This window comes from Bilophila sp. 4_1_30 (assembly GCF_000224655.1).
In the GTDB taxonomy this organism is placed as follows: Bacteria; Desulfobacterota; Desulfovibrionia; order Desulfovibrionales; family Desulfovibrionaceae; genus Bilophila; species Bilophila wadsworthia.
In genome coordinates, this window is the sequence record NZ_JH114231.1 from 210,734 (window position 1) to 225,663 (window position 14,930).

Annotated in this window: 13 protein-coding genes and 1 pseudogene; 11 read left to right on the plus strand and 3 right to left on the minus strand. The window is 54.9% G+C overall.

The window, feature by feature from the left end; translation table 11 throughout:
• The 5 genes and pseudogenes from HMPREF0178_RS01060 to HMPREF0178_RS22290 all read left to right on the plus strand — a co-directional run.
• The coding region (locus HMPREF0178_RS01060) for a hypothetical protein (protein ID WP_039958424.1) at nt 1-200 on the plus strand (200 nt) is incomplete at its 5' end.
• A gap of 26 nt (nt 201-226) precedes the next feature.
• Entirely contained in the window at nt 227-1,300 is a 1,074-nt protein-coding gene (locus HMPREF0178_RS01065) for a PLxRFG domain-containing protein (protein WP_157134855.1), read from the plus strand.
• A gap of 400 nt (nt 1,301-1,700) precedes the next feature.
• Nucleotides 1,701-2,453: a Fic family protein gene (locus HMPREF0178_RS01070; RefSeq protein WP_009368052.1), complete on the plus strand. Its 753-nt coding sequence runs from the start codon at nt 1,701-1,703 to the stop codon at nt 2,451-2,453.
• A gap of 187 nt (nt 2,454-2,640) precedes the next feature.
• Nucleotides 2,641-2,877: pseudogene (locus tag HMPREF0178_RS20750) on the plus strand (Bro-N domain-containing protein); the annotation flags it as partial.
• Nucleotides 2,878-3,069: 192 nt separating this feature from the next.
• The gene (locus HMPREF0178_RS22290) at nt 3,070-3,336 is read left to right on the plus strand and encodes a phage antirepressor KilAC domain-containing protein (RefSeq protein WP_255344662.1); all 267 of its coding nucleotides are present in this window, start codon (nt 3,070-3,072) and stop codon (nt 3,334-3,336) included.
• A gap of 207 nt (nt 3,337-3,543) precedes the next feature.
• Here the strand turns inward: HMPREF0178_RS22290 and HMPREF0178_RS01080 are convergent, their stop codons facing one another.
• A complete protein-coding gene (locus HMPREF0178_RS01080) occupies nt 3,544-4,194 on the minus strand; it encodes a hypothetical protein (protein ID WP_157134856.1) in 651 nt (216 codons plus the stop codon).
• Between the two features lie 341 nt (nt 4,195-4,535).
• On the opposite strand from HMPREF0178_RS01080, the gene HMPREF0178_RS01085 reads away from it, so the two are divergent.
• From HMPREF0178_RS01085 to HMPREF0178_RS01095, 3 genes are all read left to right on the plus strand, one after another.
• Nucleotides 4,536-6,149, plus strand: a complete 1,614-nt coding sequence (locus HMPREF0178_RS01085) for an amidohydrolase (protein ID WP_009368057.1) — start codon at nt 4,536-4,538, stop codon at nt 6,147-6,149.
• An 85-nt stretch (nt 6,150-6,234) separates the two neighbouring features.
• Nucleotides 6,235-7,590, plus strand: coding sequence for an MFS transporter (locus HMPREF0178_RS01090; protein WP_009368058.1), 1,356 nt, complete (start codon nt 6,235-6,237; stop codon nt 7,588-7,590).
• A 372-nt stretch (nt 7,591-7,962) separates the two neighbouring features.
• Nucleotides 7,963-11,058 carry a sigma-54-dependent Fis family transcriptional regulator gene (locus tag HMPREF0178_RS01095; RefSeq protein ID WP_232281158.1) on the plus strand — a complete coding sequence of 1,032 codons (3,096 nt, stop codon included), beginning with the start codon at nt 7,963-7,965 and terminating at the stop codon, nt 11,056-11,058.
• 1,294 nt (nt 11,059-12,352) lie between these two features.
• Here HMPREF0178_RS01095 and HMPREF0178_RS01105 read toward each other — a convergent pair.
• The gene (locus HMPREF0178_RS01105) at nt 12,353-12,625 is read right to left on the minus strand and encodes a phage regulatory CII family protein (RefSeq protein WP_009368060.1); all 273 of its coding nucleotides are present in this window, start codon (nt 12,623-12,625) and stop codon (nt 12,353-12,355) included.
• A 321-nt stretch (nt 12,626-12,946) separates the two neighbouring features.
• The gene (locus HMPREF0178_RS01110; protein WP_009368061.1) at nt 12,947-13,141 is read right to left on the minus strand and encodes a hypothetical protein; all 195 of its coding nucleotides are present in this window, start codon (nt 13,139-13,141) and stop codon (nt 12,947-12,949) included.
• 1,257 nt (nt 13,142-14,398) lie between these two features.
• On the opposite strand from HMPREF0178_RS01110, the gene HMPREF0178_RS21345 reads away from it, so the two are divergent.
• From HMPREF0178_RS21345 to HMPREF0178_RS22755, 3 genes are read left to right on the plus strand one after another with little or no spacing between them, the layout of a single operon-like run.
• A complete protein-coding gene (locus tag HMPREF0178_RS21345; RefSeq protein WP_157134858.1) occupies nt 14,399-14,536 on the plus strand; it encodes a hypothetical protein in 138 nt (45 codons plus the stop codon).
• Complete coding sequence (locus HMPREF0178_RS22295; RefSeq protein WP_009368063.1) at nt 14,533-14,661, plus strand: phage antirepressor KilAC domain-containing protein; 129 nt, start codon at nt 14,533-14,535, stop codon at nt 14,659-14,661. Before HMPREF0178_RS21345 ends, HMPREF0178_RS22295 begins: the two co-directional genes overlap by 4 nt.
• The gene (locus HMPREF0178_RS22755; RefSeq protein ID WP_009368064.1) at nt 14,658-14,783 is read left to right on the plus strand and encodes a hypothetical protein; all 126 of its coding nucleotides are present in this window, start codon (nt 14,658-14,660) and stop codon (nt 14,781-14,783) included. Before HMPREF0178_RS22295 ends, HMPREF0178_RS22755 begins: the two co-directional genes overlap by 4 nt.
• Nucleotides 14,784-14,930 lie beyond the last annotated feature (147 nt).

The following is a 14,930-nucleotide window of genomic DNA, read 5'->3' on the forward strand; positions in this document are numbered from 1 at the left end:
TCATTCAGGATCTGTACGGCGACGCTCTGATCACCGACGCATACATGGAGGAGGTACGCGGGCAAGTGACGGGCGGGCCGTCAACCCGGCTCTGGAACAAGTTGATGAAGGTCATGGGCTACCCCATGAGCGTGGCGGAACGTTTCAACCGCGGGTCCCTCGCTCTGGCGGCGTTCCGTGCGGCCCGCGACGGAAAATGAAGGCGGCGGCGCGGAAGCGGTATGGAGTGGAGGGAGAAAAGGCCACCTATGAACAGGCCAAGGCCTTTGCCGAAGAGATTGTGCGCGATTCCCATTTTGTCTACGGCAAGACGAATGCCCCGGAACTGCTCCGCTCCTCCACGGCCGGGCGTGGGCTCGGCGCGGCGTTCACGTTCAAGACCTTCACCGCCAACCTGCTTGGATTGTGGTCTTGGGCGCTCAGGACGCAGGGCAAGGAAGGAGCGATCATGGTTGCCAAGGGGTTGGGGGCTACCGCTGCACTGGGCGGCCTTGTTTCCCTGCCGTTCTACGCAACGCTCATGGCCTTGTTCCAAGCTGCTACGGGGGATGACGACGACTGGACGGAGGCCATCCGTAAGCAGCTTCCTCAGAACACAATGTTGCGGGACATCGTGTGTTACGGCCTTCCCGCCGGGGCTGGCGTCAATCTGGGCGGTTCCTTAAAGATGGAGCTTGCTCTGACTGGGGGGATGCAGAAGGGCGGCACGCCCAAGGAAGTGCTGACGGAAGGGATCGGCGACATCATCGGCATCCCGTGGGACATGTTCGTGGAGCGGCCTTCCAAGGTCATGGAGGCCATGCGCGCGGACAATTACTGGCGGGCCGTGGAGGAAGTTGTGCCCACTGCCGTCAGCAACGGCATGAAGGCATGGCGTCTTGCCACGGAAGGTCAGAAGACCTTAAAGGGACGGGACATCAACGATCCGGGAGAGCGAGGGGCGCGCAGGCTGTCATCCGGCGAGGCATTGGGCAAGCTGCTCGGCTTCCAGCCGGTTTCCGCAACCAGAAGCTACGACGCCTACGCCGCATCGAGACATTCCGACAGCGTGCGCGCTGACAAGGCCGACGAGGTGGCCACCATCATGGTCAAGGCGCTGGACGCTGGAGACAGCGCGGAAATGGTGCGGGCCCGGAAGGTGCTGAAGGACTGGAACGCGAAGATGGAAAAGGAAGGGAAGCCGCACATGCGTATCCTGATGAAGGATGTCCAGAAGCGGGTGACGCAGCGCAGAAGGCAGGCACGCCTGACGCCAAAGGCCCGGCAGAAGGGCGAGGCGTTCCAGAGCGTGTGGGGGTAGGGGCGGGCCGGGGTCTCTTGCAGCCCCCGGCCTTTACTTGCGACTGGCGATCCTGATATATAGATGCCTCGTCAATGTGCTTGCGGAGAAAGTACATGTGGCGGATGGAGCATTAAACTTTTTGGGGTACTTTTGAGGGTATCTCAAAAAAATGAAAAAAATTTATAGAGAAGTATCAACCTGTTGCGAGTAAATTTTCAATCCCTCCCTCTCCGCCATGAAATCAAGGGGTTACGATGAAATCGTAACCCTTTTTTCATGCCGGAATTGGGGGTACAGATGCAATCTGTACCCCCAATCTGTACCCTTTGGATGAGATTTTCATTTTTACCTCATGGGCTCCTTGCCTCGCTCAAGACTTTGCGCCACAGTGGGGACACAACGTGTACACGAGAAACTTATGAAGAGCAAAGCCGAACTGTTTGCCTCCCTGGATGCGCTCAAGGCGCGCCTCGATGCCCACTGCCCGCTGCCCCCGGATGTCGTTTCCCAGATCCGGGAGGACATGCGCGTGCGCTTCACCTACCACTCCAATGCCATCGAAGGGAACACGCTCACCATGAGCGAAACCAAGGCTGTGCTGGAGGACGGCATCACCATCGGTGGAAAGAGCCTCAGAGAGCATCTTGAAGCGGTAGGGCATATCCATGCCATCGACTACCTAGAGGCACTTGTCCAGAGAGACGAGGCGCTGACTGAGAGGACGCTGAAGGAGATCCACAATCTGATCCTGCGTAACATCGACGGAGCCAATGCCGGGACATACCGCAGGATGAATGTGCTTATATCCGGCGCGGGTCATATCCCGCCTCCGGCGGAGCGTGTGCCTGAAAGGATGGATGCCTTTTTTCAGTGGTACGGTGCCGCTCGGGATAGGATGCATCCTGTGGAATTTGCGGCCCGGGTTCATGCGGATTTCGTGAACATCCATCCCTTCAAGGATGGGAATGGCAGAACGGCCCGGCTCATCATGAACTTCGAGCTCATGCGGGCGGGCTTCCCCACGGTGATAGTCCCCGTGGATGCGCGCCCGGACTATTACCGAAATTTGGATATCGCCGTCACGCAGGGGGATTATCTCCCCTTCGTGATGCAAATCGCTGAATTGGCCCAAAAGAGTTTTGCCCCCTACTGGGCATTGCTTGGTGAATAGCGCATAAAAAGAATTAAAAAAGTCTTCCTCTGCTAAAAATGGCAGGGGAGGACTTTTTTATTTGTGAACCTTTTGGGAAAAATGAAATCATTTTCCCGTAAATACGGCATATCTGGACGGCTTTTCCGTGCGCCCCTACGGGGAGGCCAATAGTGTGGACGGAACTTTTGCAAAAGGAGTTTCGTACATGGAGTTGCCTCAGATTTTTGAGAACAAGGAATTCGGGAAAGTTCGGGCTGTGGAACACAACGGTGCGCCATGGTTTGTGGGGAGTGACGTGGCAAAGGCGTTGGGATATGAGCGCCCCAACGATGCAGTGAACGCACACTGCAAAAAGATAAATAAATTCAGCTAAGGCAATTCACCGCAGGGGGCCATGTCCTACAATATTATCCCTGAATCTGATGTGTACCGCCTCGTCATACGCTCAAATCTGCCCGGCGCAGAACGGTTCCAAGACTGGGTTGTGGAAGAAGTGCTTCCCGCCATCCGTAAGCACGGCGGCTACCTCACGCCCAAAAAGCTGGAAGAAGCCTTGCTCAACCCGGATGTGTTGATCAGGCTGGCGACCCAGTTGAAGGAAGAGCGCGAGGCCCGCGTGCAGGCTGAGGCTCGTGTGGCCATCCTTTCCCATGTCCGAAAAACGTATACGACAACGGAGATCGCCAAAGAGCTTGGGATGCGCAGTGCCGTGGCCCTGAACCGCTTGCTGTGCGAGCGGCGTGTCCAGTTCAAGCAGAACGGAACCTATGTCCTGTACGCCGAGTATGCCGAGCATGGCTATGTCCACATCAAGCAGGAAACCCTCGAAAACGACAAGATCGTGTACCACCGCCGATGGACGCAGCTCGGAAGGGAATGGCTCCTGGACATGCTCGGCTGAAAAAAGTCCCCGCCCAAACGTGTGGCGAGGACTTTTTTCATATGTCGATCATGAACCCAAAAGCTCCTGATCCGTAGAGTGGAGGTTCCTGCGTCTGAGAACCCGGAGAAATTGTTTTGGGTTTGTGCTCCTCAATGGGATATTGCGAGAAGTCCACGCGGGACGCCTGCTCGAAAATCATTTTGGCGCGGAAAAAGTCCCCCTCCATCATCTGGTGCTGCACATCTTCCGGGATGAAGCAGGGAAAGAGGAGGCGAGCGCGTCGATCAACCCTTCAAGCCGTTCCTTCTGCGCTGCGGCTTCCAGAATGGCGGACTCGCATTGGGCCTTTGACGTGGAAGCGGTTTCTTCGCTTCGGCGCAGCCGTTCCGTCAATTCGGCTTGTCGGGCGGTGGACTCGAAAATGGCGTCTTCCAGCGCCGCGAGACGCGCCTGCGTGTCCAGTTTCCATCCCGCGAGGTATTCTTCGGCCTTTCTGTCATCCTTTACGGTGGCCGCGAGGCATTCGAGGATCATCTGCCCCTGTCTGGCCGTGTCTGCGGCGCCTTCAAGGATGTAGCCCCGGTTCGAGCTGAACCCCGGGTTGAGCACATAGTCGAATCCCGAAAAGCCGGAAAGTCTGGTTGGCTTCCCCCTGCCTCCGTCGACCCAGGGGCAGGCCCATGAGAATCCTCCTACACGGGAGGCGTGCAGGGTGGAGACGATCTTTCCGGTTTCGGTATCCAGGACTTCCTGTGAATGTGAGACGACTCCCTCCGGGTAAACATCGAAGGCCACGGTCACGTTGGAGGGGATATTGCTGACTATGGCCTTCCCGCCGTCCGGCAGGGTGGCGGCTTCGACTTCGCCGATGTTCATTTTCCCGGCAAGGGCCGCCGCCATGCCATAGGGCGGATGAACGCGAACGGCTACGCGCGCCGGAGAGCGTGCATTTGTTTAATATCCTATAATTGGTAAAAAAACGATACAGAATATGTATAGTATTTTGGACGAAGAGGGGGAACGGAAACGTACAGTATTTAAAAGACTATGATTACAGTGTGTTAAAAACACAAAATCCTTGGCATTGCTCTTGCTTATCTCTGCAGAGGCAAGGCTGGCAATGGCCCGCGCTTTCTTGTGGGGCAAACATCTTGCCTAACTGTCTGAGAAAACGTTGTTGCGGCAGGCCTCAGTGACCTACTCCAAGGAGATGACACGTGTTTTGCACAGAAAAATTGAAGTTGTACACCGGTGCGAAAATCGTCACCCTGTATGATCCCATGCCGATTGTAGAAGCTGTCTGCGTTATTGGAGAGCGCATACATTCCATGGGAAGTTTGGAAGACATGGAGCGCTATGCGGCTCTCTGTGGCGAATACGAGAAAATCGATCTAGGCGGAGGCGTGCTGTATCCCGGCTTCATCGATACGCATAGCCATCTGTCCATGTATGCGGATACGTTCAGTCAGGTCTATTGTGGCTCCCGACTGGGCACTGTTTCGCGTGTTCTCGACGTGTTACGTGAAGCCGCTGGGAATACGCCTCATGATCGCTGGCTTGTCGGCTATGCATACGACGATACGGGCATTGACGAAAAACGTCATCTGACCCGTGAAGATCTGGACGCCGTATCCACGGAACGCCCGATTCTCGTTAAACATCTTTCCGTCCATTTTTGCTATTTGAATTCGTTGGCTATCGAAAAGCTCGGCTACACAGCGGAAACGCGGGTCGCCGGGGGGACGGTCTGTCTTGGGGCCGACGGCAGGCCCAACGGAATTCTGGAAGAAAACGCTTCTTATCAGGCGATTGCCAAACTTCCGGCGACGTCATTTGAAGAAACCCGGAAGAATATGCTGCGGGCTGTCCGCGACTACAACGCGCAAGGGTTCACGACCTTCATGGACGGCGGGATCGGGCTTTCCGGTTCCTACAAGACGGACATGGCGGCGTACTTGAGTCTTGCAAGGGACAAGACGCTTGATGCCCGTGGCTACCTACAGTTTATGCCCCCGGTATTGGATGCGCTGGAGCCTTACGGCCTGTGGGGTTTTCCTTCCGAGTATCTGAGTTTCGGCGGCGTCAAGTATTTTACGGACGGTTCCATCCAAGGCTACACCGGAGCATTGCTTGAAGATTACCACTCCCGCCCCGGTTACCGCAGCGAGTTGGTCTGTACGCCTGAAGAGCTCAGCAACCTTGTCATGCACTATCATGCCGCGGGCATTCAGATAGCCGTCCACACCAACGGTGATGCCGCCATCGAAGCCACCCTGCAAGCCTATGAGCGGGCGCAGCGGACCTTGCCCCGCCCTGATTTGCATCACATTTTTGTTCATGCGCAGATGGCCTCGGACGGACAGCTCCGCCGTATGAAGGCCTGCCATGCGCTCCCCACTTTTTTTGTCCGGCATATCGAAGTGTGGGGCGACGGGCACTACGACACCTATCTTGGCCCCAGCCGCGCCAACAGGCTCGATCCCGCTGGTTCCGCCGTCAGGATTGGCCTTCCCTTCGCTCTCCACGTGGACACCCCGGTGCTGCCGGTCACGGCGCTTGATTCCATCCATGCCGCCGTCAACCGCATTTCCCCGAGCGGTCGCCTCATGGGGGCGGAACAGCGCATCAGTCCCCGGGAAGCGATCAAGGCCTACACCGTTTATGCCTCCCTGTTCTGTATGGGCGAGCACGATCGCGGGCGTATCGAGCCGGGACGGCTGGCCGACTTCGTGCTGCTATCCGACGACCTTGAAGCCATCGATCCTTTGACCATCAATCAGGTGAAGGTTCGCATGACGCTCTGTGGCGGACGCATCGTGTATCAGGCTTAGCCCTTCCGCAGACATCCGCAAAGCATCCGGAAAGAACTTCCGCTCATACTTCAAACGGGTTATGTACCCGCGTCGGAGAATGCCCATGCCTTCAATTGTTCTTGACCGTGAAGAAGAAATGAAAAGCCAAACCGAATCCGTCGTCGCATCCGCCCGGCAGCCCGGCGCCTCTGCGGAAAAGGGGCTGGCCGCTTCCGATGATCCGACGTCTCCCGTCGGGAAAAAATGGTTCCTTTTCGGCTTTGGTGTGCTCTACATGCTTTTCCTGTTGGATTTCGCCGCGAGACTGGGGATTACCGCAGTTTTCCCCGCTATGCAGAAGGATCTCGGACTTTCTGACTCGCAGGTCGGTGTCGCCGGTTCCGCCGTATTGCTAGGCATGACCGTGTTTGTGCTCCCCTTCTCCTTTTTGGCGGACAAGGGCTCGAAAAAGCACGCCGTGAATCTCATGTCCGCCGTTTGGGGCGTGGGCTGCACGCTGTGCGGTCTCGTCTCACACCTTTTCCTGATAGTGCTCGGGCGCTTCATGGTCGGCATAGGCAACGCCAGCTACGCGCCCGTTTCCGTATCCATGCTGACCAGTTGGACCCGCCGCTCTAGATGGGGTTCGGTCATCGGGGCCTATAACTCCGCCATGTCCGTGGGGCTGGCTCTCGGCACCACGATCGCCGGGGTTCTGGCGCAGCATTACGGCTGGCGTTCCGCGTTCCTTGCCGTCGGGGGCCTGACGCTGCTGTTCACCGCGCTGTCCCTGTTCCTGCCCAACGTCAAGAATCACGTTTCGGCGGCGAGCGCCGACGGCAAACGGGAGCATGTGAAGGTCCGGGAGGCCTTTGCTTTCACGCTCCAGAACAAGACGCTGATATTGCTCGGCATCGGCGTCGGCATCGCCAACATGGGCTATACCAGCATGATTTCCTGGATTCCCATGTTCATGGTCCGCATCATGGGCTGGACGTCCACGGAAGTGGGCGCCTACATGGGGCCGGCCTACCTGATTACCGGCCTTTTGATCACGCCCTTCTCCGGCTGGCTTTCAGACCGCCTCGGCCTGTGGAGCCGCCGCACGCGGGCGTGGCTCGGCGTGCCCTGTTTCCTCATTCTGGCTGCGGTGTTTGCGGCGGGCTTCTACTATCAGATTGCCGCCTGCTGCGCGATCGGAATGTTTCTGTTCATCATCCCCGTGACCGGCGTGCACATCGCCACGCAGGAACTGGTTCCCACCCGCTACAAGGCCACTGCGTACGGGACATATGTGACCCTGCTTCAAGGATTGGGCTTTTTCGGGCCCATGCTCGCCGGGGCGCTTTCCGATGCGCTCGGGCTTCAGCTGGCGCTTGTCTACATGCAGCTGGTGTTCGTCATCGGCGGCTTGATCATGCTGGTTGCGGGATTCACCTACGTTAAGGATTACAACAGGGCCCGCGACATGGAAGCCTAACCGTATCCTCGGCACCTTGGCACCTTGCTCCATACCCCCTCATGTTCCCTTTGCCGTCCCCCCACTTTGGCGGCAAGGGGAACATATACAATGGGCAAGAGGTGCTCCGGAGAAGCGCGGCGCGTCCGATACGTATCGACAAAGGCATAATCGAATAGTGATGGAGAAGCACAACTTCGTGTGGTGCAATGCAAAAATGACAGTTTTTCCCTCTTGGCGTACCGTACTCCTCTGGAATGTCTTTATCGCACCTCGTTTCCGTTTCGTTCATCCGGAGTCCGGAACGCTTGTTGCCAAGGTACACTGAATGACATATCGTTTTTGCCTTGAGTAAAACAGGCCCCATCCTTATCTGTTATGAAGGGGAAATCCGTGTTGACCTCACAGCAGATAGCCCATGTTTTGGCGTTGCATCTTGCCGAGCGTTCTCTCTTCATTGAAGAGCTCGCACTGCTCACGGGGAATGTGCTGCCCGCATCCGATGAGCGGTGGCGCGAGCTGGAGCGTCTTGGCTTGGCGGAACGCGTTTCTTCGCCGCACGGAACCGCGTGGAAGGCGGGCGATGAAACCGCTGCATTCATACGCTCCCAGCTTCCTTTGCTGAAGGATTTTTTTCGGCCCGACGAAAAGGCATATGCCCTTATCTGTCTCCATGAACAAGCCAGCCTCAACGACTGTGAAACCGTCCTGAGCCGGATCAGCCAATGCGCCGAACGGGACAGGAACATTCTCCCCTTGCTCGAACTGGCTGTCCTTTTCCTCCTGCGCTGGGGACGGCGCAACGGCAGCACGGCGGGCCTGGACGGCAAGTTCCTGAATCTTGTCTTTGCGGTACAGGGGCTCAGCTTCAATTCCACGGAACTGCTCAAAAAAATACTGCGTCTTTCAGCTCTCGCCTACGGCCTTGCCCGAAAAAACGGTAACAAGCGGTTTTTAGCGCTTCTGATGCTGTCGCGCATGTATCTGCATGTCTTTATCGGAAGCAACACCACGCGCCTTACCCAGAATCTCCAGCAGGCCCTGTGCCGGGTCAGGAGCTATTTTGACGGCGACACGCAGGAAGTGCTTCCTCTGTTTGAGGGGTTGCTCGCCTATCTGTGCGGGGATCTCAAGAAAAACATCGATTGGTTCAACCGTTGCTCCGAAGAAACACCTTGGTATTACAAAAGGTTCTACGATACACTGGCGGTCTGTACGCTCTTTTCCGCAGGGTATCTGCAGCAATTCCATTTTGCGCTTGGCTGCATCGAGTTTCTTCGGCGCACGGCGACGTTGACCGACGATATCCTTTCGGCGACCCTGTATGAAGTCAACACGTGTTTCCTGCTGCTGCGTAAAGGGGATAGCGGCAAGGCGCTGGAGTTTATCAATCGGCTTCGCGTTTCCCCGCTATATACGCAGCATACCGTGGTTAACTCGCTGACGACGCGGGCACATGCGTTGTACCATTTTTTGGCGGGCGACATCGAGCGCGCCTATGCCGTCCTGAATGATGAAACCCGCAGGGCGATCACCCATGACATCAGGCCCGCGACCTTCAAGGATCCGCTAGTCCTCGACATGCTCTATGTGTTTGCGCACAACGGCTACGCGCCCATCCCGCACTATGAGCTGGAGCCTACGTTGGGCCACCTGCTCCTAGGGGCTAATGTTCATCTCAAGGGCTCCGCCATGCGTGTTCAGGCACTGCTGCTGCGCGATAGGGGAGAGGAGCCACAGAAGCAGCTTGAGCTGTTGCGCCAAAGTTTCGAGCTTATCCTCACGACGCGGGATATGCATGAACTGACCCTCACCGCGCACGAGCTGGCCAATACCTGCGAACTGTGCGGCAGCATGGAAGAGGCCCGATCGCTCCGCAACATCGTCTGCAAAGCCACCGGGAAGCCTCTTGATGCTTCAACGTCCTACCATCAAGCCTCACTCGCCTGCCTGAACGTGCCTCCGGCTGCGTTTAGCCTGTTTACATACTCCCTTCCCGATGCCGAATCCGAAGAGAAATACATCATCGAACGGTGCCATAAGGCGCTGAACACCGCGCCGCAGCGAGAAATCTTTGAGGAAAGGCTTCATCTGCTTCTCAGGGCCTCCATTGACGGCTTCCGGGTGGAACGGGCCGCGTTTTTCCGCATGGTCGATGAGGACAATCCTTTACAGTTTGTCCAGGCCGTCAACCTGTCTGCTCTTGAATTGAAAAGCGAGCACATGCGGCCTTGTATGCAATGGCTTGTGCAAGTCGCGCAGCAACGTTCCGCCACGACGCCGGTGCACTTCCATAAGCAATACGGCTTTTGCCTCAGCATCGACATCGGAACGGAACCTCCGTGGCTTCTCTATTTGAGCAGCACCTATTCCGTTTTGCCGGCCGACGAATTTTCCTTGTTTGAACTGCGGTGCGCAGCCCGCCTTTTCACTGCGGAACTGCGTTCGGCCCTCTTCGTGCGGCGATTGAAGGAACGTGAAAACGAATTGCAGCAGAATAAACTGCGCAGCATCTTTTTGCAGGAGGACAGGGGCGAGTGTTTGGTGCTGGGGGCCGGGCTGAACACCCTTCTCAGTGAAGCTAAATATGCCGCCGTAACGGATGTCCCCGTCCTGCTCTGGGGAGAAACCGGAGTCGGCAAGGAGATCATGGCCCGGCATATCCACCGCCTCAGTGGGCGTCAGGGGCCGTTCATAGCCGTCCACCCCGCGAGCATGGTTGAATCGCTCTTTGAAAGCGAATTTTTCGGACACGAGCGGGGCGCGTTTACCGGAGCGTCTAATCAAAAAATCGGCTTGTTCGAGATGGCAGATCAGGGGACGCTGTTTATCGACGAAATAGGGGAAATGTCGCCGCTCATCCAGACAAAGCTCCTTCGGGTGCTTCAGGAACAGCGGTTCATGCGCGTCGGCGGAACGGCGGAAATCAAGTCCCGGTTCCGGCTTATCGCCGCGACCAACCGAGACTTATGGAAAGAAGTCCGTGAGAAGCGTTTCCGTCAGGATCTCCTGTACCGCATATCCGTCGTCCCGTTGCTGTTGCCGCCCCTGCGCGAACGAAAGCAGGATATTTTGCCGCTTGTCGACGCTTTCATTCGTCATTCCAGCCAGCGTTACGGTAAAACGATTTTTCCTCTGTCGCCGGAGCAGAAACAGGCGTTAGTGGACTATTCCTGGCCGGGAAACGTGCGCGAATTGAAAAACATCATCGAGCGGGCGGTAATTCTGTGCGAGCAGGGCGCGTCGTTGCATTTTCATTTCGACCATGCGAACACGGAGCCATTTTTCTCCAGTCAGGCGGGGGACGGCGGCATCCTTGCGGACACACCGACACTGGAACAGTTGGAAGAACGGTACCTGCGTAAGATCATGGCGATGACGCGGGGGCGCGTGCGCGGCGAACACGGAGCAGCGGCCTTGCTGCATATGAAAATCCCGACGCTCTATGCCAAGCTGCGTAAATTCTCCATTCCATGCGGGAAGCGCTGAGGCAGAATATGTTTCCGTTTTTAGAGAAGTCCGGAGCGTTTTCGGATGCTCTTGAGTCATTGACAGGCATGTCCCAGACCACGCCCTTGGGCCTCTTGAGGGTACATGCGGAGCGGGCGGGATTACGGCGAAGCGCCCGTGATAGCTTTTCCGTCTGTCATAGGAAAAGTCCCCAACCGTGAGGAAGGGGACTTTATCTTTTTCATGCCGGGTTTTTTAGAATTTCCACTCCACGGCAATGTTTCCCGTATATGGACGTCCCGTCGCGTCGGAAAAGTTCGCTTCTGGCATTGAGGGAGAAGGAGATTCCTTGTCCGTGTTGAAGCTCTCAACATCGCCAAGGCTGAGGCTGTCGCGGCCTGGGATCTTCACAGTGTTGGAAAAGCCCGCGTTGGCCGCTTCAACGAACGAAGTGTGCTGATGTGCGGGGGCAGAACTCGTTATTTCCCAATTTCCAAAAAACGAAAAGAAGGTGGTATGCAGGAGGCCCGGAGGTGTCCTATGTGTACCCTGTTCTTCCGAAAGTCAGCTGGAGCATATCAAACCTTTTTTCCCCTGCTCTTACGGTGTGCTGCAGATGCATCCTCAGCGGCATTAGCGGCATACCCGACATCGTTTGAGTATTCCTCTTCCTCATGTTCGTAGGAGTTTTTTTGAGCTTGCGTAGCCGTTGTTCAATGGCTTGCCAAGCCTCCGTTTTTTTGAATCTCATGAGGCTTCCTGAATACCCATAACATTTTATGAGTATTTACTTTTTCCTCATCTTTTATCTCACGAAGTCTCCTGCCGTCTCATATTATTTTTTGTCAGCTCGCTCTTTTTTGGGGTAGGCTCTGCTTATTGCTACTACTAAGATGGATACCATTTTCGTGTTTTTTTCTAAATCAAACTATACGAAATTCATTATTCATTTTTTATTTTACGACTATCGTACGAAAAAAGCCAACGACAACCGGTGGCAAGTTGTCACCGGTTGGAGCCTCCCTGACGAACCCGCTCCTGATGCCGCGCCATCTGCCCACGCAGACTTCGCCGCCGGGGGGAGGGGGCGGGATAGAATCCCGTCGCGCTTGCGATGTCGTTTTCGAGCTGGGCGCGAAACCTCAAATCCCGAAAGGGAGTTTGATTCTTTTTTGAGTTCTTGTCAGCCTGTAAAAGTTGAGGTTGACACCATTGAGCCGTGCCTTGGGCATGAAAAAAGACGGCTCCGGAGAACCGCCTTTGCAAAAAAACAGCTACCCGTTTGTCGGTAGCTTGTCGCTATATTTTTATGCTAATAATATGTATGGTTATATCATAATGTAGCCGAACCTTCCTCTCCTTCATCTTTTGAGACAGGTACAAGCCTGTACCCGAGCTCTTTCGCCATGAATGCAAGAGGGCTTATGTCCTTAGTTGCTCTTACGATATCCATAAGAGTATCGGCACCTACTTTTGCACCTTTATCATTGGGGTTCACTTCCCTCATCATAGTGGAGTACGGTTTGCCGATTTTTACAGCGACAGCTTTCGCTCCGATGGGATTCCGTGATACAGAATCTTGAATAATTTGATAAAATTCATTCATGATCACTCCCTAAAAATATTTTTGAAATTTGAAGAATGCCCTATGAATTTTATGTGGATATATATTGAATAAAATAATTGGTCAATTGAGTAACGATTATACACAAATTGGTTCCCGTTTTATAGTATATACGTTAAATTAAGCACAATATGGATCGTATAGAGCCTTTGTATATGCTAAATAGAACAATAAAATCCAATGGCTTTAAATAATATACGCAATATCATATGACGCGCGTGGGTGCGCACATTCATGTACATCAGGCCGTTGCATGGTTTGAGGCGACGAATGTTGTGCGCCGCCTCGTGCATACAAGGCTCGTCAATCCACGGGAACAAGCCTATAGCCGAGCTTCTGCACCATCACGTTGAGTGGGACGGAGTCGCCCGTAGTGTCAATGATGACCATGAAGGTTTCGATTCCGAGCTTTGCGTCGAGATCATCGGAATTTATCTCGCGCATCAGGATCTGATGGTAGGGCTTGCCCACGGAGACTGCGATGGGTCTTGTGGGCATGTTTCCATTGAGCACCAGCTGGTGCTCAATGGCATGAGGATTTCATGCATTTCATTTTCTCTGAAATATTTTGTTATTTCCTGTGATTATTGGACGGTGTCGTGTCAGGGACACCGTGGGGATCTCTGTTTTCCCAACCCCAGACACAAATATCTAGTTAAGAAATATTTTCTATTTGGTAATTTTGGCGCAAAAAAAGCCCCTCCAAAGGAGGAGCAGAGGAAATTCATTCAATTCCCACCTATACCATAGCTCACCCCGTTCCCCCTATTAAAGAATCGGATTCTTTACTTTGAGGGATGGGACAGGCCTTCTCCCGCACGGCGAGTTCTTCCAGATGCCCCTCCCATTTCTTCAACTCTTTGATTTGCTTTTTTTAGCTCCTGAATTTTTTCAAACGATCCTGAAAAGGAGGCTTCGGCATGAATACACCGAAGAAATACATATGTCAGGTCAATTTCAACTTGGGCGGCACGCTGCTGTACGATTCCGAGGAAGAACTGTGAAGCTCCAGCATCGTATTGAGGATAGTCTGCTGGGCGTGTTCTTTAAGGTGGGGACCAGCGCCCCACCTTTAGTGATGCTCCTTCAACCTTTTGTCCGGTTCGCCCGATGCTGAAGGGCCGCAGTCTCCAGACAGGATTTAAGAACACCGTTTTTTTCAAGCGAGGCTTTCAGCAAAGCAAGTTCCTTTTCGAGTGCCGCAACTCTCCGCGTGAGGGCTTCATTTTTCTGTTCAGCGGATTGCTACTCCATAATCTTTCTTCTGTGTCGCCTGGTTGCTGTGAGCGTTGGAGGGGAACCTGCCGGGGGCGTTGCGACCTTTGACCGGATTGCAGATTTTTCAGAACGGCAAATTCAGGCAGGTGCGCGTCGTCGAAAGGGGTGGTATTCTATGGTTTGTGGCACGGGACGTATGCGCCTGCCTTGGCATCGGCAATGCCGGGGATGTGATCACCGCCTTGGGTGACGACGGGAAGGGGGCGACAGTATCGACACCCCCGGCGGCAAACAGGAAATGTCCGTCGTTTCCGGACCCAGCCTGTATTCCCTCGTCCTCCGGTCACGTAAGGCGGAGGCCAAGCGGTCAAACGCTGAACTGTGTATGTGGTCATCTCGTCCATACGCAAGACCGGTTGCTGCGGTGCCCCGGTGCTTCCGAACTTTAGGAATTCGGCGGAGGCCGCGCGGGCGTGGCCGGATAATGAGGAGCAGCGGCTTTTCGAAGAACGGAAGCCCCTCGTGCTGGAGCAGAGGATGAAGGAGGCCAGGCCCAAGGTGTTTTTTGTTGAATCCATCGAGGTCGCCAAGATCAGCATCCTCGTGGGGGAAATGGCAAAGTTCATTAACCAAGCCACGGGCTATGACATCGGGGAGAACCGTTTCTTTGAATGACACAGGAACAGGGCTACCTGCACAAGGATGGCTCTCAGGCCAACATGCCTATCCAGAGAAACATGGATGCCGGATGGTTGGAGAGCAAGGAAGACACCCTCATCGGAATCAGCGTGGAGTCATGAACATCCGTTGCCGCCACCGTATTCCTTCACCTGAGGCCGTGGGGTTCGTCAACCAGTATGCCAGACGGTTTACCGGCGATAAGAGCAAGGGGCTTTTGGAAGAGGGAGCCCGGCTTATTTAGGAATTGTACGGCGACGCGCTGATCACCGACGCATACATGGAAGAAATGCGCGAGCAGGTGGCGGGCGGTACGTCGGCTCGGCTCTGGAACAAATTGATGAAGGTTATGGGGCACCCCATAGCGTGGCGGAACGTTTCAACCGCGGTT